This is a genomic window from Bradyrhizobium sp. 613_E4_N2_2 (assembly GCF_052075995.1).
Taxonomy (GTDB): Bacteria; Pseudomonadota; Alphaproteobacteria; order Rhizobiales; family Xanthobacteraceae; genus Bradyrhizobium; species Bradyrhizobium barranii.
The window spans coordinates 1,147,150-1,171,811 of record NZ_CP197234.1 but is presented as its reverse complement, the minus strand read 5'-3'; the positions used below and the strand labels follow the sequence as shown (position 1 = coordinate 1,171,811).

The window sequence follows — 24,662 nt, the reverse complement described above, 5'->3', positions numbered from 1 at the left end:
AGATCGGCGCAGCCATGAACATGCAGGTCCTTGCCCTCGCCTTCCTAGCCACCGCCGCCGTCGGCGGCATCGCCTGGGTGTTCCTTTATCCGCTCCTGTCCGGAGAACGGAAGGCGGAAAACCGCCGTGCCTCGATCGCGCGCGCCGATGCGCCCGCGGCCAAGCAGACCGAAAAGAGCCAGCGGTCGCGCCGCGAGCAGGTCGAGACGTCGCTCAAGGATCTCGAGGCGCGGCGCCAGCAGGAGAAGAGCGTTCCGCTCGGTGTTCGCCTGTCGCAGGCAGGGCTCGACTGGACGCCACAGAAATTCTGGATCGTGTCCGCCGTCGTGGCGGGAGTGCTGTTCGCGGCCGCCATGTTCGTCGGCGGCGGCCTGCTTGGCGCCGCCGGCCTTGCCTTTGCCGGCGGCTTCGGCCTGCCGCGCTGGGCGCTGGGCTTCCTGAAGAAGCGACGCGAAAACAAATTCCTGGCAGCGCTGCCCGATGCGGTCGACGTGATCGTTCGCGGCATCAAGGCGGGCCTGCCGCTGTTCGAGTCGATCAAGGTCGTCGCCGCCGACTCGCCCGAGCCGCTGCGCAGCGAGTTCCTGGCCATCATCGAGACCCAGGCGATCGGCATGCCGCTCGGCGAGGCCTGCTCGCGTCTGTACGAGCGCATGCCGCTGCCGGAAGCCAACTTCTTCGGCATCGTCATCTCGATCCAGCAAAAATCCGGCGGCAACCTCTCCGAAGCGCTCGGCAACCTCTCCAAGGTGCTGCGCGACCGCAAGAAGATGAAGGAAAAGATCCAGGCGATGTCGATGGAGGCCAAGGCCTCGGCCGGCATCATCGGTTCGCTGCCGCCGATCGTGATGTTCCTCGTCTATCTCACGACTCCGCACTACATCTCGCTGCTTTGGACCCATCCGACCGGCCAGCTCATGCTGGTCGGCTGCGTCGTCTGGATGTCGATCGGCATCATGGTGATGAAGAAGATGATCAATTTCGATTTCTGATGGTGCCGTATGGTCGAATTCCTCGTTTCGAAACTGCATGACGTCCGCTTCATGACCATGCTGCTGGCGGCCATCGCCGCCAGCGCCACCGTCTATACGCTGGTGATGCCGCTTTTCGCCGGCGAAGGCCTCGCCAAGCGCATGAAGGCGGTGGCGAGCGAGCGCGAGCGCATCCGCCAGCGCGAGCGCGAGCGCCTCAACAAGAGCGAGAAGGTCTCGCTGCGCCAAACGCCGAAGCAGGTCGTCTCCCGGGTCGTCGAGGACTTCAACCTCACCAAATGGCTCGCGCAGGAAGCCGCGCGCGACAAGCTGATCATGGCGGGCTATCGCGGCCAGGCGCCCTACATCACCTTCCTCTTCGCCCGCATGGTGGCTCCGCTCGTGCTGTTCGTCGGCTCGATCATCTACGTGTTCCTGATCGCGCATATGCAGCAGTCGATGCCGATCAAGATCGGCATCTGCATCGGCGCGGCCTATCTCGGCCTTCAGGCGCCCATGCTGTTCCTCAAGAATGCGATCTCCAAGCGCCAGCTATCGATCAAGCGCGCCTTCCCCGATGCGCTCGACCTGCTCCTGATCTGCATCGAATCCGGCATGTCGGTCGAAATGGCGTTCCGCAAGGTCGCTACCGAAATCGTGGGCCAGTCGATCGCGCTGTCCGAGGAGTTCACCCTGACCACGGCCGAGCTGTCCTATTTGCAGGATCGCAAGGTCGCCTATGAGAACCTGGCGCGGCGCACCGGGCTCGAGGGCGTCAAGTCGGTGTGTCTCGCGCTTCAGCAGGCGGAGCGCTACGGCACCCCGCTCGGGCATTCCTTGCGCGTCATGGCGCAGGAAAACCGCGACATGCGCATGAACGAGGCCGAGAAGAAGGCCGCCGCGCTGCCGCCGAAGTTGACGGTGCCGATGATCCTGTTCTTCCTGCCGGTGCTGTTCGTCGTCATTCTCGGACCGACCGGCATCAAGATCAGCGAGCTGCACTGACGTCGAGACGCGGACCGCGCGCGGTCCGCCGGCAGCTTCAGGATTGCAAGATCAGGTTCTGATCAGTCGGGCTGGCTGAGCGAGGCGACCGGCGTCCGCTTCGGTGCACCGCGCGGAGCGTCGCTGCGGCTCAGCATTTCCTTGAGGTAAGCGACATTGGCCGCGGCTTGGTCCGGCGGCAGGTCGGCCTTCACGATCGTCTCGGCTTCGGCAAAGCGGCCCTGGAGACCGACGACGAGGCCGAGATTCTGCCGCACCCGGGTACTGGCGCGCGGCGAGGCGTAGGCCTGCCGCAACGCCTCTTCGGCCTTCGGCAGGTCCTTCGACAACATGTAGGACAGGCCGAGATTGGAGAGCACGCCGGGATCGCCCGGCGCGATCCTCAGCGCGCTCGCATAATAGGAACGCGCCTCGTCGTGGCGGCCCATCTGATCGAGCGCGGTGCCCTGCACCGAGAGCAGGCGCCAGTCCGGATTGTCGGGCGAGTGCGCCTTCGACAGCACGTCGAAGGCCTGCTGAAAATTGCCGTTGTCGGCGAGCGCGCGGCCATACTGCGCGAGCAGCGCCTTGTTGCCGGGATTGGCGATGGTCGCCTGCTCGAGCACGGCGGCGGCCTGGGCGCGCTGGCCGTTGGCGCGCAAGGCCTGGCCGTAGCCGAGCGCCGCGTCGGCGTCCTTGGGATTGGCACGGTAGCGCTCGCCATAGACGTCGACGGCGCGCGCGGGATCGGCGGGGGCGGCTTCCGTCCGCGGCCCGACAGAGCCTGTGACGTCGGAGAGTTTCGACATGGCCGTGCAGCCGCCGAGGCCCATGGCCACTGCCGCCACCAGCGAAGTGGACGCGAGAAGCCGGGCAAGACTGAACCGTTGACGCATGACGCTTTTGACTCACGAGCCGATTGATCGAGCCGAACGCGCCAGCAATAGACTGTTAACCCTAACGGCGGGTTAACGTCAGCCTGGCTGCCCCTCACGGCGGTGTCTGCGGCGGCGGCTCGCCACCGAGTGCCAGATCGAGACCGAGCACCCTCACCGGCTCGTTCAGGTCGTGCAGCAGCAATTGCAGCCGCCGCCGCGCCTGAGAAACATCGACGCCTGCGCTCGGCATCCCGGGCCATTCGCGCCGGAAGTCGTCGCGGTTGACCAGCCGCTTCGCAAGCAGCTCGTCGAGCTGAACATCGTCAATGCCGAGCACGTCGGCGCAGTGCTCGATCAAGCGGCGCAGCAACAACTTCACCGCGGCCAGCGCCTCGGCGTCATCTCTACGCTCCGATCTCGCGAACTTGCCCCCGATATCGGCCCAGACCCATGAGGTGACGAGATAGGCGTGGAGCGCGCTCGGCCAATCCACCTCGCCGTCGGCATAGAAAGCGCGGCGCATCAGGAGCCGGCGGGCCTGTGCGACAACTTGATCACGCTTCAGCATCGCACATGAGGCGATCTCGATGGCCGACTGGACGGCGGGATCGCGGGAAAAATCCCGTCCTGCCGGCAACCTGATGACGCCGTCCGGCAGGTTCGAGTCGAGCAGCCCGAAGGTGCCGTCGTTGCGCGGCCGCGAATAGCGCGTGATCGCGAACTGGTGCTCCGTGCGGCCGGCCTGGGACGATGCGCCAAAATGAATGATGTTGAAGCCGGCATCGTCACCGGCCTGCCCGGTCGAGGACGGACAGGAGAGCACGTAGATCGTACGCCAGAAGGCTTCACCGCTCGCGCTCCGCGTGGCACGCGGATCCGGGATCGAATAGCGGGTGAGCCCCTCGACATGCCGGTGTCCGTGCAGGACCAGATTGACGTTGAGCGACGTCGCCGCTTCGAGGAAAGTTGCGGGCGCCGCGAGATACATCAGCGGTTCGTCGGGCACGCCGAGAAACCGCTTTCCTTCGCCGGTCGCCTGCGGCAGCGGATGATGATGCAACGCCAGTACGCGCACCAGGTTTTCCGCCGACTCGGCATAGTCGGCGCGTCCCACGGATCCCATGCTGCCCGCGAGCTCGACGCTCAGCCGGGCGGAATCCGCGACAAGCGCGCTGTAGGCGCTCTCGTCGATATTGCCGCTCGCGAGCGTCGAGAGGCTCGCGCGGTTGGAGTCGAGCAGCACCAGATCAAGCCCAGCCTGGCGGTAATAGACGCTCTTCGAGCTCCGCGGCAGATGCAAATAATCATAGACGTCGTGGCGGCCCGCGCGCTGTTTCGGGCGCTTGACGTCGTGATTGCCCGCGACCGCCTGGATGTCGGTGAACAGCCCGGTCTGCCGGAAGGACGCGATGACGGCGAGCGCTTCGTCCAGCGCACGCGGCGTCGGGTCGTCCACGAGATCACCGGTGATCAGCAGAATGCGATCGGGAACGTCCGCGAAGTCCGCCATCGCCTCACGGATTGCGGCACTGAGCGCCTCGGTCGTCGCCAGCAGCCGGCCTGACCCGTCCAGATGCAGGTCGGAAATCTGCGCAATAACGAACGCTCTATCCATTTTGCGCCGCTCATTTGCGAATGCTGCGCCGCCCAAACGATGAGAAGAATGCTTTCGACGAACAGGTTTGGCCGGATATCAAGCCGGCCCGCCGCGTTGCTGCGCAAGATGCCAGCAGAACCGCACGGCACAATCTAAAATATCCGTCAATAATGCCACAACCGCGGCGCTAGTAAAGCCCCGCGGCCGCGCTCTCGTGAACGGCAGTTCTCAGCCTGTGATACGAGATCCGCCCGGCGATTGTTTCGCTCACCCGATCAATATTCGATGGCCAGCCGCTTGCGGATTTCGTCGATGCGCTTGTCGAGCGCATCGAACCGCGCGTGGACGGAGCGGTCGTGGAGATAGAAGACGTAGCCGCCGGCAAGGAATGCGAAGATCCAGTGATGATGCTCGACATAACCAAAAATCGCCTCGACGGCCTGGCCGATGAATGTGACCACGCTCCACACAAATTCCATTGCAGTTTCCTCCCGGCAGGCCTCGTCTTCGGCCGCCGGTCATCTCCTGCACACTTTTCCCAGTCGATCCGGCGGCCGTTGCCGGAACCTAGCATGGGCCCCCTGCGGCGAGTAGCGGGTCGCTGAACGGTGACAGCAAAGCCGATTGCAGCCGCGGCGAAACTCTGCGAAGTCTCGTCCGTTCGCATGACCTGCTTGATCTGACGATCCGGACCCGCCAATGCCTTCTGTCTTCGAGACATCGCCCACCGCCATCCCGATCACCTTTGTCACCAAGTCGAGCTGGGATCAGGTCGCCGAGAAATTGCCGCCGGTGCAACGCCAGTTCGCCACCGCGAGCGCCTTTGCCGCCAAGCCGGGCGGCTATCTCGCGCTGCCCGCGCCGGACGGCGCGATCGCGCAAGTGCTGTTCGGACTCGAGGACGAGGGCGCGAGATCACGCGACCTGTTCCGGCCGGGCGCCCTGCCCGGCCTGCTGCCGCCGGGCATCTATCGCTTTGCCAATGCCCCCCACGATGCGCGGTTGGCGTCGCTCGCCTTTGCACTCGGCAGCTATCGCTTCGCCCGATACCGCAAGGCTGACCGCCCCGCCGTCCGACTGGTACCGCCCGATGGCGTGGACGCGGCCGAGATCAATCGCATGGCGGACGCCGCGATGCTGGCGCGCGACCTCATCAACACGCCGTCCAACGACATGGGCCCGGAAGAGCTCGCTGCGGCCGCGCAAGCGCTCGCCACGGAATTCGGTGCCAGCTTTGCCTGCACCATCGGCGAGGACCTGAAGACGAATTTTCCACTGATCCACGCCGTCGGCATGGCCTCGGACCGCGCGCCGCGGCTGATCGACATCGGCTGGGGCGATCCTGATCATCCCAAGGTGACGCTGGTCGGCAAGGGCGTCTGCTTCGACACCGGCGGGCTCGACCTCAAGCCGTCGAGCGGCATGCTGATCATGAAGAAGGACATGGGCGGCGCCGCCAACGTGCTGGCGCTCGCGCGCATGGTGATGGATGCGAAGCTCAAGGTCCGCCTGCGCGTGCTGATTCCGGCGGTAGAAAATGCCGTCTCCAGCAATGCCTTCCGGCCGCTCGACATCTTCACCTCGCGCAAGGGCATCACGGTCGAGATCGGCAACACCGACGCGGAGGGCCGGCTCGTGCTCGCCGACGCGCTGGCACTGGCCGACGAGGAGAAGCCGGACCTTCTGATCGATCTGGGCACGCTGACCGGCGCGGCGCGCGTCGCGCTGGGGCCGGATTTACCGCCCTTTTACACCAATGATGAGACGCTGGCCGCCGACGTCGCGCGTTGCGCGGCGAAGGAGAACGATCCCTTGTGGCGCATGCCGCTGTGGCCGCCTTACGATGCGTGGCTGGACTCCAAGACCGCCACCATCACCAACGCACCCTCAGGCGGCTTTGCCGGCTCGATCACCTGCGCGCTGTTCCTGCAACGGTTCGTCGAGCAGGCGAAGAGCTGGCTTCATGTCGACATCTACGGCTGGACCCCGTCGGCAAAGCCGGCGCGGCCCGAAGGCGGCGAATGCCAGGCCGCGCGCGCCATCTACACATTGCTGAGCGAGCGCTATGCATGATCCAGGACACGATCCAAGGCTGACACCGGCGCGCGGCGACCTCGCCGCGAAATATCTCGAAGGCAAGGTGGAAGCCGACCGCTTCGTCACGGGCGAGGAATTCGAGGTGTTCGAGGCGATCACACCCGTGCGCGAGCAGCCGTCGTCGAACGCGATGCTGATGACGGAGGCGCTGCGCGGCGAACGCGTCACGGTCTACGATCGCAACGGCGAAGGCTGGGCCTGGGGCCAGCTTGGCGGCGATGGTTATGTCGGCTGGCTGCCTGATGCAGCGCTGATGAAGCCATCGGCCGCCCCGACCCACAAGGTGAGCGCGCTCCGGACATTCGCCTTCCCCGGTCCCTCGATCAAGCTGCCGCCGGCCGGCACGCTCGCGCTGGGCTCGAAGGTTGCGGTGGTGCACGAGGACGGCAGCTTCGCCGTGACGCGCGACGGACAATATCTGCCGAAGGCCCATATCGCCCCGCTCGATCACCGCGAGCCGGACTTCGTCGCGGTCGCCGAACGCTTCGTCGGCACGCCCTATCTCTGGGGCGGCAAGAGCAGCCTCGGCATCGACTGCTCCGGCCTCGTGCAGGTCTCGCTGACAGCAGCAGGCATCGGCTGCCCGCGCGACAGCGACATGCAGCAGGCAGGGCTCGGCCGCGCGCTGGAGACGCATGAGCGGACCAAGCTGCAACGCGGCGATCTCATTTTCTGGAAGGGCCATGTCGCCATCGTCCGCGATGGCGGCACCATGGTTCACGCCAACGCGCATCACATGGCAACCGTGATCGAGGCGACCGAGCCGGCGATCGCGCGGATCAAGGCGGCAGGCAGCGAAATCGTCGCGATCAAGCGGCTGTAGCGCGACTTCGTGGGATGGGTAGAGCGCAGCGAAACCCATCATTCTCACCACGCGCCGTTTCGCTTCGCTCTACCCATCCGACTGAAGACTACGTCGCCACCGCCCCGTTCCCCGCCGTCTCCAGCCGGAACGCCGCCGCGAACAGCGCGCGTGTGTAATCCGTCTTCGGGCTCTTGAACAGTTCGGCGGCCTGTCCCTCCTCGACCACCTTCCCCCCGCGCATCACGATGAGATGGCTGGCGAGCGAGGCGACGACGCGCAGATCGTGCGAGATGAACATGTAGGTGAGATCGCGCCTGCGCTGGAGCTCCCGCAAGAGGTCGACCATCTGCGCTTGAATCAGCATGTCGAGTGCGCTGGTCGGCTCGTCCAGCACCACGAAATCCGGCTCCAGCACCACCGCCCGCGCGATGCTGATGCGCTGGCGCTGGCCGCCGGAGAACTCATGCGGATAGCGATAGCGGGTGTCTGCCTTCAACCCGACGTCCTCGAGCGCCTTGACGACGCGCTCCTCACGCTCCTCGCGCGACAGCTTTGGCTGGTGCACGGTGAGGCCCTCGGCGATGATGTCGGCGACCGACATGCGCGGACTGAGCGAGCCGAACGGATCCTGGAACACGATCTGCATGTCGCGCCGGAACGGTCGCATCTCCTTGAAGCGCAGGCCCTGGATGTCCTTGCCGAGGAACACGATGCGGCCATTGGAGGAGATCAGCCGCATCAGCGCCAGCCCGAGCGTGGTCTTGCCCGAGCCGGACTCGCCGACGACGCCGAGCGTCTCGCCCTTGCGTACGGCAATGCTGACGCCATCGACCGCCTTGATGTGGCCAACCGTCTTGCGCATCAAGCCGCGCTTGATCGGAAACCAGACCTTCAAATCATCGGCGGACATCACCACCGGTGCATTCGGCTGCGGCGGCGCCGGATCGGGCTTCGGCTCCGCCGCGAGCAGGTCGCGCGTATAGGGATGGTTCGGGGTCCTGAAGACCTGCTCGACCGGCCCCTGCTCGACGATCTCACCGCCCTTCATGACACAGACATGGTCGGCGATGCGGCGCACGATGCCGAGATCGTGGGTGATGAAGAGCAGGCTCATGCCGAGCCGGGAGCGGATCTCGGCGAGCAGCGCCAGGATCTGCGCCTGCACGGTGACGTCGAGCGCCGTGGTCGGCTCGTCCGCGATCAGGAGGTCCGGTTCGTTGGCGAGCGCCATCGCGATCATGACGCGCTGACGCTGGCCGCCGGAGAGCTGGTGCGGATAGCTGTTGAGCCGCGTTTCGGGCTCGGGGATGCCGACCTGCGTCAGCAGTTCCAGCGTCCGCTTGCGCGCTTCGGCATTGCTGGTCGGATTGTGGAGCTGGATGATCTCGCCGATCTGCGCCTCGATCGTGTGCAGCGGATTGAGCGAGGTCATCGGCTCCTGGAAGATGATGGAGATATCGCTGCCGCGAATCTCCCGCATCTGCTGCTCGGACTGGTCGATCAGCTCCCGCCCCTTGAAGCGGATGCTGCCCGAGGGATGCGAGGCATTCGGATAGGGCAGAAGCTTCAGGATCGAGAGCGCGCTGACCGACTTGCCGGAGCCGGACTCGCCGACTAGCGCGACGCATTCGCCGCGCTTGATCTGGAACGAGACCTTGTCGACCGCGAGCGTCGTCGCGCCGCCCTGGTGGAAGGCCACCGAGAGGTCGCGGACGGCAAGCAGGGGCTGGTTGATCGCGTCCATCACGCCCTCACTTGAACGTCTTGCGCGGATCGAAGGCGTCGCGCACGGCTTCGCCGATGAAGATCAAGAGCGACAGCATGATCGCGACCGAGAAGAAGCCGGAGAAACCCAGCCAGGGCGCCTGCACGTTGGATTTGCCCTGCGACAGCAGTTCGCCGAGCGACGGCGAGCCGGGCGGCAGCCCGAAGCCGAGGAAATCGAGGGCCGTGAGCGTCATGACCGACGAGGAGACGATGAACGGAAGGAACGTCATCGTCGCGACCATCGCGTTCGGCAGCAAATGCTTGAACATGATCACGGCGTTCGACACGCCCAGCGCGCGCGCGGCCTGGATGTACTCGAAATTGCGCCCGCGCAGGAATTCCGCGCGCACGAGTCCGACCAGCGACACCCAGGAAAACAGGAGCAGGATGCCGAGCAGCACGAAGAAGCCGGGCACGAGCACCGACGAGAGGATCAGCAAGAGGTAGAGCGAAGGGATCGCAGTCCATATCTCGATGAAACGCTGGAACAACAGATCGACCCAGCCGCCGAAATAGCCCTGCACCGCGCCGGCCGCGATGCCGACGACGGAGGAGACAATGGTTAGGCACAGGCCGAACAGCACCGAGATGCGGAAACCGTAGATCAGGCGCGCAACCACGTCGCGGCCCTGATCGTCGGTGCCGAGCCAGTTGTATTCGAGGTCGCGGCAGCTCTTGAGGCCCTTCTTCTCGACGACAGGCTTGCACTGCGCCTCCGTCAGCATCCAGGTCGGCGGCGACGGCGCCGGTGTCGGCAGGTCGAGATTGTGGGTGTCGTAGGAATAGCGGATCAGCGGCCAGACGATGCTGCCGCCCTTGTCCTTGATCAGCTTCTGCAAATAGGGATCGCGGTAGTCGGCCGCCGTCTCGAAGTCGCCACCGAAGGTCGTCTCGGAATAGGTGACGAAGGCCGGCCAGTAGAGATGGCCGTCGTACTTGATCAGGAACGGCCGGTCATTGGCGATCAGCTCGGCAAACAGCGACACCACGAACAGGATCATGAAGATCCAGAACGACCAGTAACCGCGCCGGTTCGCCCTAAAATTCTGCCAGCGCCGCCGGTTGAGCGGCGATGGCACGAACGGCTTGCGCGTGATCGGCACGGCATCGCCGAGCGGCGACTTTGCGGTGGTTTCGATCGGGGTCGGGGCGGCCAGTGTCATCAGACCTCCCGCGCCTCGAAATCGATCCGCGGATCGATCCACATATAGGTGAGGTCAGAGATGAGGTTGATCACGAGGCCGACGAGCGAAAAGATGAAGAGCGTGCCGAACACCACGGGATAGTCGCGGTTGAGAACGCTCTCGAAACTGAGCAGTCCGAGCCCATCCAGTGAGAAGATGGTCTCGATCAGAAGCGAGCCCGAGAAGAAAGCGTGAATGAAGGTGCTGGGAAAGCCCGCGATCACGATGAGCATCGCGTTGCGGAAGACGTGGCCATAGAGCACCCGATTCTCGCTGCAGCCCTTCGCGCGCGCAGTCATCACGTATTGCTTGCGAATCTCATCCAGAAACGAGTTCTTGGTCAGGAACGTCATGGTGGTGAACGCGCCGAGCCCCATGGCGATCAGCGGCAGCGTCAAATGCCAGAAGTAATCGATGATCTTCCAGTACCAGGGAAATTGCGACCAGCCGTCTGACGTCAGTCCGCGCAATGGGAACCAGTTGAAGAACGAGCCTCCGGCGAACAGGATGATCAGGAGGATCGCGAACAGGAAGCCGGGAATCGCGTAGCCGAGCACGAGTACGCTCGACGTCCAGGTGTCGAAGCGCGTTCCGTCCTTGACCGCCTTGCGGATGCCGAGCGGAATCGAGATCAAGTAGGTCAGCAGCGTCAGCCAGATGCCAAGCGAGATCGAGACCGGGAGCTTTTCCTTGATCAGCTGGAGCACGCTGACATCGCGAAAATAGCTGTTGCCGAAATCGAAGCGGGCGAAATTCCACACCATCAGCGCGAAGCGTTCGGGGGCCGGCTTGTCGAAGCCGAATTGCTTCTCCAGCTTCTTGATGAAGTCGGGGTCCAGGCCCTGCGCGCCGCGATATTTCGAATTGATGGCATCGCCACCAGCGCCCAGCTGACCGGGCGCGCGCTGAGCGAAATCACCGCCGCCCGAGATGCGCGAGCTGCCGCCGGTGTCAGCGCCCGAGAGCTGCGCGATGACGCGCTCGACCGGGCCGCCCGGCGCGAACTGCACGACGACGAAGGAGACGAAGAGGATCCCGAGCAGCGTCGGGATCATCAGGAGGATGCGGCGGGCGATATAGGCGCTCATGATTATTTCGCCTGCTCGAGCTTGGCCGCCTTGGCGCGGTCATACCACCACAAGGTCCGCTCACCGACGCCGCTTGCATAGTCGGAGATCGCGTAACGCGGCAGGTTCGCGGGATGGCTGAACTGGTCCCAATAAGCCAGCCGGTGGCTGGTATTGTACCATTGCGGCACCCAGTAGCGGCCGGCGCGGAAGACACGATCGATCGCGCGGCACGCGATCGTCAGCTCATTGCGTGTTTCCGCCGCCATGGCCTTCTCGACCAGCGCGTCGAGCGCAGGACTGCCGGCGCCGGCATAGTTGTAAGACCCCTTGGTCGCCGCAGCTTGCGAGGTGAAGTACGTCCGCAAGCTATCGCCGGGCGTCGCCGACATCGTGAGGCGCTGTATTGCAAAGTCGAAATCGAAGGACTCGAGCCGCGCACGATATTGCACGGCGTCGATGAGACGCAGATTGGCCTCGATACCAAGCACGCCGAGATTCTTGAGGAACGAGGCATGGTGCGGCTGGAACGAGGCCTCGTCTGTCAGGAATTCGACGGCGAAGACTTCGCCATTCGGCAGCAGCCGTTTGCCATCCTTGACCGGAAACTGTGCCTCCTGGAGCAATTGCTGGGCCCTGCGCAAGAGCGCACGATCCTGGCCGGAGCCGTCCGACACCGGCGGCACGAACGGCTCACCGAACACGTCGTCGGGCACCTGGCCGCGGAAGGGCTCGAGCAGCTTCAACTCCTCGGGCGACGGCAGGCCCTCCGCGACGAGGTCCGAATTCTGGAACGGCGAGCGCGTGCGCGCATAGGCGCCGTACATGATGGTCTTGTTGGTCCATTCGAAGTCGAACGCGCAGTTCAGCGCTTCGCGCACCTTCGGGTTCTTAAACTTGTCCCGCCGCGTGTTGATGAACCAGCCCTGGCCGCCCGACGGAGTCTGATCCGGCACCTGCTCGCGCTTGACGCGGCCGTCCCTGATCGCCGGGAAGTCGTAACGCGTGGCCCAGATGCGCGAGGTGAACTCCTCGCGATACAAATAATTCTTGCCGGTAAAGCCTTCAAAGGCGACGTCGCGGTCGCGATAGAATTCGTAGCGGATCACGTCGAAATTGTTGCTGCCGCGGCAGACCGGCAGGTCCGCGCCCCACCAGTCCTTGACACGTTCGAACTCGATGAATCGATTGATCTCGAACTTGCCCACCTTGTAGGGACCGGAGCCCAGCGGCGTCTCGGTCGTGGTTTCTTCGAACGACCGGTTGGCGTAGTAGGCCTTCGAGAAGATCGGCAAACCCGCGACATAGAGCGGCACGTCACGTGCCCGCTTCTCGGCGAAGGTCACGACCACGGTGGCGTCGTCCAGTGCTTCGGCGCCCTTGACGTCGCGCATCTGGATCTGGATCAGCGGATGCCCCTTCTCCTTCAGCACATTGATCGAGAACGCGACGTCATGCGCGGTCAGTTTCGAGCCATCGTGAAACCGTGCCTCGGGCCGCATCGTGAACCGATAGGCGAGCTTGTCAGCCGAGAGCTGCACTGATTTCGCGGCGAAGCCATACATCGCGTCGGGCTCGTCGCCGGCATGCGCCATCAGCGTGACGAAGGTCAGATCCATGCCCTGCGCGCCCTCGCCCTTCAGAATGAAGGCATTGAGCGAATTGAAGGTCTGGAACGACTGGTTGTAGCCTTTCGTTGATGGAATGAGCGAGAACGTGCCGCCCTTCGGCGCATCGAGATTGACATAGTCGAAATGGTGGAAGTCGGCGGAATATTTGAGATCGCCGAACGCCGAGATGCCGTGCGCCTCGATCCCCGCCTCCGATGCGCGTGCGCCGGGCAACATCAGCGCGCCGAGGGACGCACTGAGAGTGCCGCCGACACCCAAGACCAGCACATGGCGGCGTGACATCTGCGTCATGCGGGGGATGTCCTTCACGACTTCTTTGCGATCCGTGCCGCCTTGTCTGCGTCGTACCACCAGATGAACGGGAAGCCGGACTGACCGTATTTGGGCAATTCCGCCGGCCGGCCGAAGCGATCCCAGCGCGCGGTGCGGATCTTCGAATAGGTCCATTGCGGAACGACGTAGTTATTCCACAGCAGCACGCGGTCGAGCGCTTTGGTTGCCGCGACGAGATCGTCGCGGCCCGTGGCGTAGATCAGCCGCTCGATCAGCTTGTCGACCGCCGGATTCTTGATGCCGGCAATATTGCGCGAACCAGCGATGTCGGCCGTCTTGGACGACCAGAACTCGCGCTGCTCGTTGCCCGGCGACTGCGACTCGCCCCATGAGTTGGTGACGACGTCGAAATCCCAGTCCCGCGTCCTGTTCTCGTATTGAGTCGGGTCGACCGTGCGCACGCTGACCGCGATGCCGAGCCGTTCCAGAGACGGCTTGTAGAACAGCGTGACCCGCTCGAAGCTCGGATCCTGGTTCAGCAGCTCCAGGGTGAACTGCGCACCGGTCTTGACGTCGACCAGCTTGCGGTCGCGCACCTCGTAACCGGCCTCCTTGAACAGGCGCAGCGCCTCGCGAAGATTGTCGCGCACGGCTTCCGGACTGCCGCCGACCGGATTGGTGTAGGCCGTCGTGAACACTTCCGGCGGGACCTCGGCGCGGACGGTCTCGAGGATCTCGAGCTCTTTCCCTTGCGGCAACCCGGTCGCCATGAGCTCGTCGATGCCATCGAAATAGCTGCTGACGCGCTTGTATTGACCGTAGAAGATCTGCTTGTTCATCTCCTCGAAGTCGAACGCATAGTTGAGCGCACGACGCACGCGCGGATCTTTGAATTTGGCGCGGCGCAGGTTCGGCACGAAAGCCTGCATCACACCCGAGCTGCGATTGGCGAACTCCTCGAGGATCACCCGCTTTTCGGTCACGGCCGGGAAGTCGTAGGCTGTCGCCCAGTTCTTCGCACTGTTCTCGGTGCGCCAGTCCACCTGATCGGCCTTGAAAGCCTCGATCGCCACGGTGGCATCGCGGAAATACTCGTAGCGCATCTCGTCGAAATTGTTGCGGCCCACATTGGTGGCGAAATCGCGCCCCCAATAATCCTTGACGCGCTCCAGCGCGATCGACCGTCCCGCCACGAATTCCTTGACCATGTAGGGGCCGGAACCGAGCGGTATTTCGAGCGTGGTCGCGGAGACATCGCGCTTGCGGCCCTGCGCGTCGGTCCCCTCCCACCAATGCTTCGGCAAAACCGTGAGCTGCCCGACGATCTGCGGCAGCTCGCGGTTGCCCGGTGCGTCGAACACGAACTTCACCTCGCGCTCACCGACCTTCTCGGCCTTCACCACATGGCTGTAATAGGCCGAGTACATCGGGTGATGCTTCTTGAAGGCATCCAGCGAGAAGATCACGTCGTCCGCAGTGACCGGCTTGCCGTCATGCCATTTGGCCTGCGGCCGCAAACGATAGGTGACGAAGGAAAAGTCGGCCGGGTGGCTGACGGCCTCGGCCAGCGCGCCGTATTCGGTCGAGACTTCGTCGAGCGACGGCGTCGTGAGGGATTCGTAGATGAACGCGACGGCACCGGCGACCTGCCCCTTCACTCCCGCCACTACGATATTGAAATTATCGAAAGTGCCGACGGCGATCTGGCGCGCGACACCGCCTTTGGGCGCTTCCGGATTGACGTAATCGAAGCGCTTGAAGTCGGCGGGATATTTGACCTGTCCGAACAGCGACAGCGCGTGGCGCCAGGGCGCCTCACTGGCGGATTGCGCCGCGGCCGTGCCGATGACGGGAAGGCCCCCTACGGAACCGAGGGCGGGGAGCGCTACGGCAGCAGTGCCGGTGAGCAGGAGATCGCGTCGGGTAATGGCCAAATCAACATTCCTGATCTTGAAGGAGGTTACCCCTTTAAGTGCTCAATATAGGCGAGGTTTCGACGGAATATGTTGCTTTTTCCTCATGTTGGAAGCCCCGGCGGCCTGTCGGATGCGGCCAAACGCCCCGATAAACTCACCGCGAGGCCCGGATAAGCAAACGGCCAGGCTTTTCAGCCTGGCCGCACATTCAAGATTGGCTTTTGACGGCCTTACTTCGACGCCGTCGGGATCGGCTGAGGATGCTCTGACAGCGAATTCAGATAGGCGATGACGTCGGCGCGCTCGGAGTCCTTCGGGATGCCGGCAAAGCCCATCGCGGTGCCCGGGATGAAGCCCTTCGGGTTTGCAATGAACTTGTTGAGGTCGTCGAACGACCAGGTGCCGCCCTTGGCCTTCATGGCGGCCGAGAAGTTGAAGCCGTTGCGGCCCTCGCCCCTGGCTTCGCCGACGACGCCATAGAGGTTCGGACCGACGCGATTCGGGCCGCCCTTCTCGAAGGTGTGGCAGGCGCCGCACTTCTTGGCAGCCGAAGCGCCCTTTTCGACGGAAGCGGTCTGGAGCAGCTTTTCGATCGGCTCGGAGGGCGCAGCAGCGGCGCCACCTTCCTTGCCGTGGCCAGCATCTTCCTTCACGGCGATCTCGAAACCAGGCTTCGCCAGCGGCTTCGGTGTGAACAGCGCCTGGGCGGCAAAGCTCGTCACAAGCAGAATGAGACAGGTGCCAAGCACGGCACCGAGGATCTTGTTCAGTTCGAAAGAGTCCATTTCCGGCCAGGCCCCACACCACAGTAAGGAAATAGCGGCCGAGCGGCCGCCAGGACGAGCCTCGGGAGAATCAAACGTTCCTTGTTGTTTCCCCGAGTTTTGCCATTGAGATATCGGTTTGCCCGGGGTCTGGCAACCCGTATAAGCGACCCGGCTTTCAGCCCGTCCCCACCCCATTTCTCGACGCGGAAAACCTCTCGTTTCCAGGCCCTTGACCCGATGATCGATCCCCGCATCCTGGTGCTGATCCCGGCCCGCATGGCCGCCACCCGCCTGCCCGGCAAGCCGCTCGCAGACATCGCGGGCCTGCCGATGATCGTGCATGTGATGCGGCGGGCAGAGGCCGCCGGCATCGGCCGGGTCGCGGTCGCAACCGATACGGACGAGATCGCCTCCGTGGTCACCGCCCATGGCGGCGAAGCCGTGATGACCCGCCCGGAGCACCCCTCTGGCTCGGACCGCATCCACGAGGCGATGCAGAAGCTCGATCCCTCAGGCAAGGCCGAGATCGTGGTCAATCTCCAGGGCGATTTCCCGACCATCACGATCGACAACATCCGCGAGGTGCTGCCGCCGCTGCAAGATCCGGCCGTGGACATCGCGACGCTGGCCTCGCAGATCCATACCGAGGAGGAGGACCTCGCGCCGAGCGTCGTAAAGGCGATCGGAACCTCGCTGGGCGGGAAACGCATGCGCGCACTTTATTTCACTCGCGCGACCGCGCCGACCGGCGACGGACCGCGCTACCACCATATCGGCCTCTACGCCTATCGCCGCGCCGCGTTGGAGCGCTACGTCTCGCTGCCGCCATCCCCGCTGGAATTGCAGGAGAAGCTCGAGCAGCTCCGGGCGCTGGAAGCCGGGATGCGGATCGACTTCACCATCGTCGACACCGTGCCCCGCGGGGTCGACACGCCGGCGGACCTGGAGACCGCCCGCAGCATCCTTTCCAAATCCTGAGCCGCTGTTACAAGGCCGATCATGAGCAAGCTGAAAATCGCATTCCAGGGCGAGCCTGGGGCCAACTCCCACATCGCCATCGTCGAGGCCTATCCCGACGCCGAGCCGATGCCCTGCGCCACCTTCGAGGACGCGCTGTCGGCGATCTCGTCGGGCGAGGCCGACCTCGGCATGATCCCGATCGAGAATTCGGTCGCAGGCCGCGTCGCCGACATCCATCATCTGCTGCCGGCCTCCGGCCTCTTCATCATCGGCGAATGGTTTCTGCCGGTCCGCCATCAGCTGATGGCGGTGAAGGGGACGAAGCTTGAGGACATCAAGAGCGTCGAGAGCCACGTGCATGCGCTCGGCCAGTGCCGGCGCATCATCCGCAAACTCGGAATCAAGCCGATCGTGCACGCCGACACCGCCGGCAGCGCCCGCGATATCTCCGAGCGCAACGACAAGGCCGTCGCCGCGATCGCCTCGCGGCTTGCGGCAAAGATCTACGGCCTCGACATCCTGGCCGAGGACATCGAGGACGAGGCGCACAACACCACGCGCTTCGTGGTGCTGGCGCGCGAGCCGAAATGGGCGGCGCAGGGCTCGGGGCCGCTGGTCACGACTTTTGTATTTCGCGTGCGCAACTTGCCCGCCGCGCTCTACAAGGCGCTCGGTGGCTTCGCCACCAACGGCGTCAACATGACCAAGCTCGAAAGCTACATGGTCGACGGCAATTTCTTCGCCACGCAGTTTTATGCCGACGTCGACGGCCACCCTGAAGACAAGGGCCTGGCGTTCGCGATCGAGGAGCTGAAATTCTTCTCGCGCGAATTCCGCATCGTCGGCGTGTATCCGGGGCACCCCTTCCGCGCGACGTTCAGCGAAACGCAACAGGATTGATTGAGTGTCCCGGACGCGCGGAGCGCGAGCCGGGACCCTGGGGCCACGATACCCGGAGCGCGATGGGCCCCGGCTCTGCAGCGCACCGCTTCGCGCTGCGCCGCGTCCGGGACACGAGAGCTTTACGCGGCCGCTCTCAGCCCGAACGCCTCCGCCAGCAGCGAATACGACTTCTTCCGTGCGTCGTGGTCGTACACGGCCGTAATCACCATCAACTCGTCCGGTTTGCTCGCATCGATCAACGGCTGCAGCTTCTTCTGCACCGTCGCCGGATTGCCGACGAAGAGGCGTGAACGGTTGCGCGAGATCGAAATGCGCTCGGCGTCCGTATAGGGATAGGCCAGCGCCTCCTCGACACTCGGCAGCGGCAGATATTGCCCGCGGTCGCGGCGCAGGCGGTTGAGATCGAACGAGGTGGCGAGCTTTTCGGCCTCCTCATCCGTGTCGGCCGCGATGACGGCGACCGCGAGGATCGCGCGCGGGCTCGCGCTCCAGGCCGAGGGCTGGAAACGGTTGCGGTAATGCACCATCGCATCGATCGCGTCATGGGATGCGAAATGATGGGCGAAGGCGAAGCCCATGCCGACCTGCGCGGCGAGCTCCGAGGAATAATCGCTGGAGCCGAGCAGCCAGATCGGCGGCAGCTTGGTGTCGTCGGGCATCGCGACCACGTTGTTGTAGGGGTGCCCTGCGGGAAATTCGCGGGTCTCCCACAGAATCAGTTCGTGCAGCCGCTCCAGGAAGTCGTCGCCCTCGCGGCGGTCGAGACGGCTGCGCAGGGCGTAGGCCGTGGCGCCATCGGTACCGGGGGCGCGGCCGAGACCGAGATCGATGCGGCCGGGAAACAGCGCCTCCAGCATCTTGAAGCGCTCGGCCACCACGAGCGGGGCGTGGTTGGGCAGCATCACCCCGCCAGAGCCGACGCGGATGTGCTTCGTCACCGCTGCGATCTGCCCGATCATCACGTCGGGCGCCGGGCTCGCCACCGAGGCGAGGTTGTGATGCTCGGCGAGCCAGTAGCGGACATAGCCAAGCCCATCGACATGGCGCGCCAGATCGATGCTGTTGCGCAGCGCCGCGGCGGGTTTTGTACTTGTGGTGACGACGGAGAGGTCGAGGACTGAGAGCGGGATCATGGCGCGCTAAGGTAGTGAAGGCCGGCGCGGCGGCAATGGGCAGACTGCGCAGGTCTGGCGTGTGCGGGCCGCGAACCCGCACGGCAGCGCCAGTTGAGGCGATGGGACAAGATTTGTCGCGGCAACACCATCTTCACACTGCCCACACCCCATATTTGCTCCTGCCCGTCGCCAAAACTGTTGCAATTTGTTGATTTATATAACATTTTATTACACCTACGCACTTCCCACTCACACCCTCTTCCGTTCAATATTTCCACCGGTACCGGTGAAAGTGGGCCACTTCCCATCCCCGATGGGCTGTCGAGTGCGACCGCTTTGGCTTATCTTGCCCACATCCAATCGAGACCTGACTGCCGGCCGCCAAAAACCGGACGAGCCCTTGGAGTGAGTGGTGCCATGACTGATCTGACGACACCTGCCCGAGCCGAAGGGCAAGACGGGCACCTCCAAAACGGGCACCTCTCCTCGAAGCGGCCTGCAATCTCCTTCGAGTTCTTTCCGCCCAAGACGGAAGAGATGGAGCGCAATCTCTGGGAGACCATCAACCGGCTCGCCCCGCTCGACCCGAAATTCGTCTCCGTGACCTACGGGGCCGGCGGCTCGACCCGCGAGCGCACCCATTCGACCATCACCCGCATCCTCAGGGAAACCGCGCTGCTGCCGGCCGCACATTTGACCTGCGTCGGCGCCTCGCGCGGGGAGATCGACGAGATCGTCGACCGCTATCACGAGGTCGGCGTCCGCCACATCGTCGGCCTGCGCGGCGATCCCGCCGGCGGCATCGGCGCGCCCTATTCCAGCCATCCCGACGGCTACCAGAGTTCCGCCGACCTCGTTGCGGGCATCAAGAAGCGGCACGGCGACATCGAAGTCTCCGTGTCCGCCTATCCCGAGAAGCACCCTGAAGCGCGCGACTTCGACGCCGACATCGACACCCTGAAGGCCAAGGTCGATGCGGGTGCGACGCGCGCGATCACGCAGGTGTTCTTCGATAACGACCTCTACTTCCGCTATCTCGACCGCGTCCGTGCCCGAGGCATCGACATCCCGATCGTGCCCGGCATCATGCCCATGCACAATTTCAAGCAGGCCCGCAATTTCGTCACCCGCGCCGGCACCTCCGTGCCGGATTGGCTGGCGGAGAAATTCGACGGCCTCGACGACGACGCCGAGACCCGCAAGCTGGTGGCCGCGACGGTTGCCGCCGGCCAGGTGCAGAAGCTGGCGAAGCGCGGCGTCGACACCTTTCATTTCTACACCATGAACCGCGCCGATCTCGTGTTCGCGATCAGCCATTTGCTCGGCATCCGCGCCAAGAGCGCGCAGAAGGCGGCTTAAGATAAAATGACCACTCCCGTTTCTCCCAAGCGAACTGCCCTGCTCAATGCCGCGCGCGAGCGCATCCTCGTGCTCGACGGCGCCATGGGCACGATGATCCAGAACCTCCAGTTCGACGAGGCCGCCTTCCGCGGCGAGCGCTTCAAGAATTTTCATCGCGACCTGCGCGGCAACAACGATCTGTTGATCTTGACCCAGCCGCAGGCGATCGAGGACATCCACGCCGCCTATTTGCGTGCCGGCGCCGACATCGTCGCGACCAACACCTTCTCGACGACCTCGATCGCGCAGGCGGATTACGATCTCACCGACATCGTCTACGAGATGGCGCGCGAAGGCGCCCGCCTCGCCGGCAACGCCGCAAGGCGCGTCGAGGCCGAGGACGGCAAGCCCCGCTTCGTTGCGGGTGCCATCGGCCCGACCAACCGCACCGCCTCGATCTCGCCCGACGTTTCCAACCCCGGCTACCGGGCCGTCACGTTCGACGATTTGCGCAAATCCTATGGCGAGCAGATCAACGGCATGCTCGACGGCGGTGTCGATCTGCTGCTGGTCGAGACCATCTTCGACACGCTGAACGCCAAGGCGGCGCTGTATGCGATCGCCGAAATCACCGAAGAGCGCGGCATCGACGTGCCCGTGATGGTGTCGGGCACCATCACCGACAAATCCGGCCGCCTGCTGTCGGGCCAGATGCCGGAGGCATTCTGGAATTCGGTGCGACACGCAAAGCCCGTCACCATCGGCTTCAACTGCGCGCTCGGCGCGGAAGATCTGCGCGCCCACATCGCCGACATCGGCCGCGTCGCCGACACGCTGGTGTGCGCCTATCCGAACGCCGGCCTGCCCAACGAATTCGGCCAGTACGACGAGACCCCGGAGTACATGGCGCGCCTGGTCGGCGAATTCGCGCGCGACGGCCTCATCAACATCGTCGGCGGCTGCTGCGGCACCACGCCGGACCATATCGCGGCGATTGCGGCGGCCGTCGCCCCGCACAAGCCGCGCATCGTGCCGGAAATCGAACCGCGGCTGCGCCTCTCCGGTCTCGAGCCATTCATCCTGACGGACGCCATCCCGTTCGTGAACGTCGGCGAGCGCACCAACGTCACCGGCTCCGCTCGCTTCCGCAAGCTGATCACCGCCGGCGACTACACCGCCGCGCTGCAGGTCGCCCGCGACCAGGTCGAGAACGGCGCGCAGATCATCGACGTCAACATGGACGAAGGGCTTCTGGATTCGGAAGCCGCGATGGTGACCTTCCTCAACCTCGTCGCCGCCGAGCCCGACATCGCCCGGGTCCCCGTGATGGTCGATTCCTCGAAATTCTCGGTGATCGAAGCCGGCCTGAAATGCGTGCAGGGCAAGCCGGTCGTCAACTCGATCTCGATGAAGGAAGGCGAGGAGAAGTTCATTCACGAGGCGAAGATCGCCCGGCGCCACGGCGCAGCCGTGGTGGTGATGGCGTTCGACGAAGTCGGCCAGGCCGATACGTTCGCGCGCAAGACCGAGATCTGCAAGCGCGCCTACGACATCCTGGTGGACCGCGTCGGCTTCCCGCCTGAGGACATCATCTTCGATCCGAACATCTTTGCGATCGCGACCGGCATCGAGGAGCACAACAATTACGGCGTCGACTTCATCGAGGCGACGCGCTGGATCCGCCAGAACCTGCCGCACGCGCATATTTCCGGCGGCGTCTCCAATCTGTCGTTCTCGTTCCGCGGCAACGAGCCGGTGCGCGAGGCGATGCACTCGGTGTTCCTGTATCACGCCATCAAGGCGGGCATGGACATGGGCATCGTCAATGCCGGGCAGATGATCGTGTATGACGACATCGATGCCGAGCTGCGCCAGGTATGCGAGGACGTCATCCTCAATCGCGACCCCGGTGCGTCCGAGCGCCTGCTGGCGCTCGCGGAGAAATTCCGCGGCAACAAGACCCAGACCAAAGAAGCCGACCTCGCCTGGCGCGAATGGCCGGTGGCGAAGCGGCTGTCGCATTCGCTGGTGCATGGGATCACCGAGTTCATCGAAGTGGACACTGAGGAGGCCCGCAAGGCATCCAAGCGTCCGCTCGACGTGATCGAGGGCCCCTTGATGGCCGGCATGAACGTGGTCGGCGACCTCTTCGGCGACGGCAAGATGTTCCTGCCGCAGGTGGTGAAGTCCGCGCGCGTGATGAAGCAGGCGGTGGCGTGGCTGATGCCGTTCATGGAGGAAGAGAAGGCGCGCAACCTCGCCAACGGCATCGGCACCGAAGGCTCCTCGTCCGCCGGCAAGATCGTGCTCGCGACCGTCAAGGGCGACGTCCACGACATCGGCAAGAACATCGTCGGCATCGTGCTCCAGTGCAACAATTTCGAGGTCATCGACCTCGGCGTGATGGTGCCGGCCGCAAAAATCGTCGAGACCGTGAAGGCGGAGAAGGCCGACATCGTCGGGCTATCAGGCCTGATCACGCCCTCACTCGACGAGATGGCGTTCTTCGCCGGCGAATTGCAGCGCGAAGGTTTGAAGCTGCCGCTGCTGATCGGCGGCGCCACCACGAGCCGTGTGCACACGGCCGTCAAGATCGACCCGAGCTATCGCGCCGGTCCCGTCGTGCATGTGAATGACGCCAGCCGCGCCGTCGGCGTTGCCTCCTCGCTGCTCTCGCCGGAGAAGCGCGAGGCTTACGCCGCCGAGGTGCGTGCCGAATACGCAAAAATCTCGGACGCGCATCTGCGCGCGCAGGCGGACAAGAAGCGCCTGAAGCTCGCGGCCGCGCGCGCCAACCGCGTGCCGGTCGACTTTGCCAAGAACAAGCCGGTGAAGCCGACCTTCTTGGGCATCCGCAGCTTTGACGAATACGATCTCGCCGAGCTCGTGCCCTATATCGACTGGACGCCGTTCTTCCAGACCTGGGAGCTTGCCGGCCGCTTCCCCGCCATCCTTGACGATTCCAAGGTCGGCGAAGTCGCACGCTCGCTCTACGACGACGCGCGCAAGATGCTCGATCTGATCGTCAAGGAAAAGTGGTTCAGGGCGCGCGCCACCGTCGGCTTCTGGCCGGCGAATGCGCAAGGCGACGACATCGTGCTCTATGCCGACGAAAGCCGGACCAAGCAGATCGCGACGCTGCACACGCTGCGCCAGCAGCTCGAGAAGCGCGAGGGCCGGTTCAACGCCGCGCTCGCCGACTTCGTCGCGCCCGCCGGCGTCCCCGATTATGTCGGCGGCTTCGTCGTCACAGCCGGCATCGGCGAGGACGTGGTCGCCGACCGCTTCAAGATGGCCAATGACGACTACTCCTCGATCCTGTGCAAGGCGCTGGCCGACCGCCTCGCCGAGGCCTTTGCGGAACGCATGCACGCCCGCGCGCGCCGCGAGTTCTGGGCCTACGCGCCGGACGAAGCACTCTCCTGCGACGATCTGATCCTCGAAAAGTACCAGGGCATCCGTCCAGCGCCGGGCTATCCCGCGCAACCCGATCACACCGAGAAGGCGACGCTGTTCGAGCTGCTCGACGCGGAAGCGACTGCCGGCGTGAAGCTGACCGAGAGCTTTGCGATGTGGCCGGGCTCTTCCGTGTCCGGGCTCTATTTCGCGAACCCCGAGAGCTATTATTTCGGCGTCGGCAAGATCGAGCGTGACCAGGTCGAGGACTATGCCGCACGCAAGGGAATGACGGTGGCGGAAACCGAGCGCTGGCTCGCGCCGGTCTTGAACTACATCCCGTCGCAGCAGACCGACAAGGCCTTCGTGGCAACGCCCGCGAACGATGAGACGTCGAAGGACCTCGCCTCGCATCCGCCCGGCTGCACCTGCGCGGTGCATCTCGTTTGGCAGAAGAAGCGCGCGGGGGCGGGGTAGGCCCGCCTTCGCTTCCCAAGACGAAAAAAGTGAAAAACAACCCCATGCACAGTAGAGGTGGGGTTGAAAGGGTTGAGGAATTTCGGTCTTACCGAAACGACTTGCTCCGTCGGGCAAAACACCGGTAATATTCCATCATCGCCTGCCATGCCGATGGTTGCCACACGTGCGGTCCCCATCCTCCCCTGGAGGGCGAGAATCGGTTCGCATGCAGCGAAGCGGAATGCGGACCGAGGTGGCGTGACGGTCTCTCCGCGTTGAACACTACCCGTGTTGAGAGGTCTCCCCACCCCGCTCGCGCTGCGCGCGAACGACCCTCCCCCTCCAGGGGAGGGTAGAGACCTCGCTCCTTCGGCGGCGCCGGCGGCTGCACGATCTCCCTGGACGGCGCCTGCGCCTCGCAACAACCGGCAGTGCGCGACGCAAAGAGCGGCCTGCTCCTTTCTGACACACCACCAGGACGAGCCGCGGTCCGGAATTCGGCTCACCGGCAATTTCGCGCAGGAACCGGGCGGTGTGAACTCGTTCACTTG

At 64.3% G+C, this 24,662-nt stretch carries 18 protein-coding genes; 8 read left to right on the top strand and 10 right to left on the bottom strand.

Features of this window, described 5'->3' with window-relative positions; genetic code table 11:
* The first annotated feature begins 14 nt into the window (after nt 1-14).
* Both AB7290_RS05465 and AB7290_RS05460 read left to right on the top strand, forming a co-directional pair.
* Complete coding sequence (locus tag AB7290_RS05465) at nt 15-992, top strand: type II secretion system F family protein (protein WP_063980967.1); 978 nt, start codon at nt 15-17, stop codon at nt 990-992.
* Nucleotides 993-1,001: 9 nt separating this feature from the next.
* On the top strand, nt 1,002-1,976 hold the full coding sequence (locus tag AB7290_RS05460) for a type II secretion system F family protein (protein ID WP_063980966.1): 975 nt from the start codon (nt 1,002-1,004) through the stop codon (nt 1,974-1,976).
* Nucleotides 1,977-2,038: 62 nt separating this feature from the next.
* On the opposite strand, the gene AB7290_RS05455 is transcribed toward AB7290_RS05460, so the two are convergent.
* From AB7290_RS05455 to AB7290_RS05445, 3 genes are all read right to left on the bottom strand, one after another.
* On the bottom strand, nt 2,039-2,851 hold the full coding sequence (locus AB7290_RS05455; RefSeq protein WP_085401886.1) for a tetratricopeptide repeat protein: 813 nt from the start codon (nt 2,849-2,851) through the stop codon (nt 2,039-2,041).
* Between the two features lie 94 nt (nt 2,852-2,945).
* Nucleotides 2,946-4,448 (bottom strand): metallophosphoesterase family protein, encoded by a 1,503-nt coding sequence (locus AB7290_RS05450; protein ID WP_085401887.1) that lies wholly within the window; start codon nt 4,446-4,448, stop codon nt 2,946-2,948.
* Nucleotides 4,449-4,705: 257 nt separating this feature from the next.
* On the bottom strand, nt 4,706-4,909 hold the full coding sequence (locus AB7290_RS05445; RefSeq protein WP_018454690.1) for a hypothetical protein: 204 nt from the start codon (nt 4,907-4,909) through the stop codon (nt 4,706-4,708).
* 220 nt (nt 4,910-5,129) lie between these two features.
* On the opposite strand from AB7290_RS05445, the gene AB7290_RS05440 reads away from it, so the two are divergent.
* Nucleotides 5,130-6,503, top strand: a complete 1,374-nt coding sequence (locus AB7290_RS05440; protein ID WP_085401888.1) for a leucyl aminopeptidase family protein — start codon at nt 5,130-5,132, stop codon at nt 6,501-6,503.
* Entirely contained in the window at nt 6,496-7,350 is an 855-nt protein-coding gene (locus AB7290_RS05435) for a C40 family peptidase (protein WP_085401889.1), read from the top strand. Before AB7290_RS05440 ends, AB7290_RS05435 begins: the two co-directional genes overlap by 8 nt.
* 88 nt (nt 7,351-7,438) lie before the next feature.
* On the opposite strand, the gene AB7290_RS05430 is transcribed toward AB7290_RS05435, so the two are convergent.
* From AB7290_RS05430 to AB7290_RS05405, 6 genes are all read right to left on the bottom strand, one after another.
* On the bottom strand, nt 7,439-9,076 hold the full coding sequence (locus tag AB7290_RS05430) for an ABC transporter ATP-binding protein (protein ID WP_085401890.1): 1,638 nt from the start codon (nt 9,074-9,076) through the stop codon (nt 7,439-7,441).
* 7 nt (nt 9,077-9,083) lie between these two features.
* The gene (locus tag AB7290_RS05425) at nt 9,084-10,262 is read right to left on the bottom strand and encodes an ABC transporter permease (protein WP_085401891.1); all 1,179 of its coding nucleotides are present in this window, start codon (nt 10,260-10,262) and stop codon (nt 9,084-9,086) included.
* The gene (locus AB7290_RS05420) at nt 10,262-11,371 is read right to left on the bottom strand and encodes a microcin C ABC transporter permease YejB (RefSeq protein WP_028148358.1); all 1,110 of its coding nucleotides are present in this window, start codon (nt 11,369-11,371) and stop codon (nt 10,262-10,264) included. Before AB7290_RS05420 ends, AB7290_RS05425 begins: the two co-directional genes overlap by 1 nt.
* A 2-nt stretch (nt 11,372-11,373) precedes the next feature.
* Nucleotides 11,374-13,272, bottom strand: coding sequence for an extracellular solute-binding protein (locus tag AB7290_RS05415; RefSeq protein WP_135214688.1), 1,899 nt, complete (start codon nt 13,270-13,272; stop codon nt 11,374-11,376).
* A 14-nt stretch (nt 13,273-13,286) separates the two neighbouring features.
* Nucleotides 13,287-15,188 carry an extracellular solute-binding protein gene (locus AB7290_RS05410; protein ID WP_085401893.1) on the bottom strand — a complete coding sequence of 634 codons (1,902 nt, stop codon included), beginning with the start codon at nt 15,186-15,188 and terminating at the stop codon, nt 13,287-13,289.
* Nucleotides 15,189-15,400: 212 nt separating this feature from the next.
* Nucleotides 15,401-15,955 carry a c-type cytochrome gene (locus AB7290_RS05405; protein WP_071916710.1) on the bottom strand — a complete coding sequence of 185 codons (555 nt, stop codon included), beginning with the start codon at nt 15,953-15,955 and terminating at the stop codon, nt 15,401-15,403.
* Nucleotides 15,956-16,174: 219 nt separating this feature from the next.
* Between AB7290_RS05405 and AB7290_RS05400 the strand changes: the two genes are divergently transcribed.
* Together AB7290_RS05400 and AB7290_RS05395 are read left to right on the top strand one after the other, a co-directional pair.
* The gene (locus AB7290_RS05400; RefSeq protein WP_014498245.1) at nt 16,175-16,915 is read left to right on the top strand and encodes a 3-deoxy-manno-octulosonate cytidylyltransferase; all 741 of its coding nucleotides are present in this window, start codon (nt 16,175-16,177) and stop codon (nt 16,913-16,915) included.
* Nucleotides 16,916-16,936: 21 nt separating this feature from the next.
* Nucleotides 16,937-17,797, top strand: coding sequence for a prephenate dehydratase (locus AB7290_RS05395; protein WP_014498246.1), 861 nt, complete (start codon nt 16,937-16,939; stop codon nt 17,795-17,797).
* A gap of 122 nt (nt 17,798-17,919) precedes the next feature.
* Here the strand turns inward: AB7290_RS05395 and AB7290_RS05390 are convergent, their stop codons facing one another.
* Nucleotides 17,920-18,933, bottom strand: coding sequence for an LLM class flavin-dependent oxidoreductase (locus tag AB7290_RS05390; RefSeq protein WP_085401894.1), 1,014 nt, complete (start codon nt 18,931-18,933; stop codon nt 17,920-17,922).
* A gap of 399 nt (nt 18,934-19,332) precedes the next feature.
* Here AB7290_RS05390 and metF point away from each other — a divergent pair, with 399 nt between their 5' ends.
* Together metF and metH are read left to right on the top strand one after the other, a co-directional pair.
* Entirely contained in the window at nt 19,333-20,274 is a 942-nt protein-coding gene (metF, locus tag AB7290_RS05385) for a methylenetetrahydrofolate reductase [NAD(P)H] (RefSeq protein ID WP_085401895.1), read from the top strand.
* Between the two features lie 6 nt (nt 20,275-20,280).
* The gene (gene metH / locus AB7290_RS05380) at nt 20,281-24,129 is read left to right on the top strand and encodes a methionine synthase (protein ID WP_354115631.1); all 3,849 of its coding nucleotides are present in this window, start codon (nt 20,281-20,283) and stop codon (nt 24,127-24,129) included.
* Nucleotides 24,130-24,662 lie beyond the last annotated feature (533 nt).

Coding starts and splice junctions, on each gene's coding strand:
- AB7290_RS05465 (WP_063980967.1), top strand. CDS start 15: ATGAACATGCAGGTCCTTGCCCTCGCCTTCCTAGCCACCGCCGCCGTC.
- AB7290_RS05460 (WP_063980966.1), top strand. CDS start 1,002: ATGGTCGAATTCCTCGTTTCGAAACTGCATGACGTCCGCTTCATGACC.
- AB7290_RS05455 (WP_085401886.1), bottom strand. CDS start 2,851: ATGCGTCAACGGTTCAGTCTTGCCCGGCTTCTCGCGTCCACTTCGCTG.
- AB7290_RS05450 (WP_085401887.1), bottom strand. CDS start 4,448: ATGGATAGAGCGTTCGTTATTGCGCAGATTTCCGACCTGCATCTGGAC.
- AB7290_RS05445 (WP_018454690.1), bottom strand. CDS start 4,909: ATGGAATTTGTGTGGAGCGTGGTCACATTCATCGGCCAGGCCGTCGAG.
- AB7290_RS05440 (WP_085401888.1), top strand. CDS start 5,130: ATGCCTTCTGTCTTCGAGACATCGCCCACCGCCATCCCGATCACCTTT.
- AB7290_RS05435 (WP_085401889.1), top strand. CDS start 6,496: ATGCATGATCCAGGACACGATCCAAGGCTGACACCGGCGCGCGGCGAC.
- AB7290_RS05430 (WP_085401890.1), bottom strand. CDS start 9,076: ATGGACGCGATCAACCAGCCCCTGCTTGCCGTCCGCGACCTCTCGGTG.
- AB7290_RS05425 (WP_085401891.1), bottom strand. CDS start 10,262: ATGACACTGGCCGCCCCGACCCCGATCGAAACCACCGCAAAGTCGCCG.
- AB7290_RS05420 (WP_028148358.1), bottom strand. CDS start 11,371: ATGAGCGCCTATATCGCCCGCCGCATCCTCCTGATGATCCCGACGCTG.
- AB7290_RS05415 (WP_135214688.1), bottom strand. CDS start 13,272: ATGACGCAGATGTCACGCCGCCATGTGCTGGTCTTGGGTGTCGGCGGC.
- AB7290_RS05405 (WP_071916710.1), bottom strand. CDS start 15,955: ATGGACTCTTTCGAACTGAACAAGATCCTCGGTGCCGTGCTTGGCACC.
- AB7290_RS05400 (WP_014498245.1), top strand. CDS start 16,175: ATGATCGATCCCCGCATCCTGGTGCTGATCCCGGCCCGCATGGCCGCC.
- AB7290_RS05395 (WP_014498246.1), top strand. CDS start 16,937: ATGAGCAAGCTGAAAATCGCATTCCAGGGCGAGCCTGGGGCCAACTCC.
- AB7290_RS05390 (WP_085401894.1), bottom strand. CDS start 18,933: ATGATCCCGCTCTCAGTCCTCGACCTCTCCGTCGTCACCACAAGTACA.
- metF (WP_085401895.1), top strand. CDS start 19,333: ATGACTGATCTGACGACACCTGCCCGAGCCGAAGGGCAAGACGGGCAC.
- metH (WP_354115631.1), top strand. CDS start 20,281: ATGACCACTCCCGTTTCTCCCAAGCGAACTGCCCTGCTCAATGCCGCG.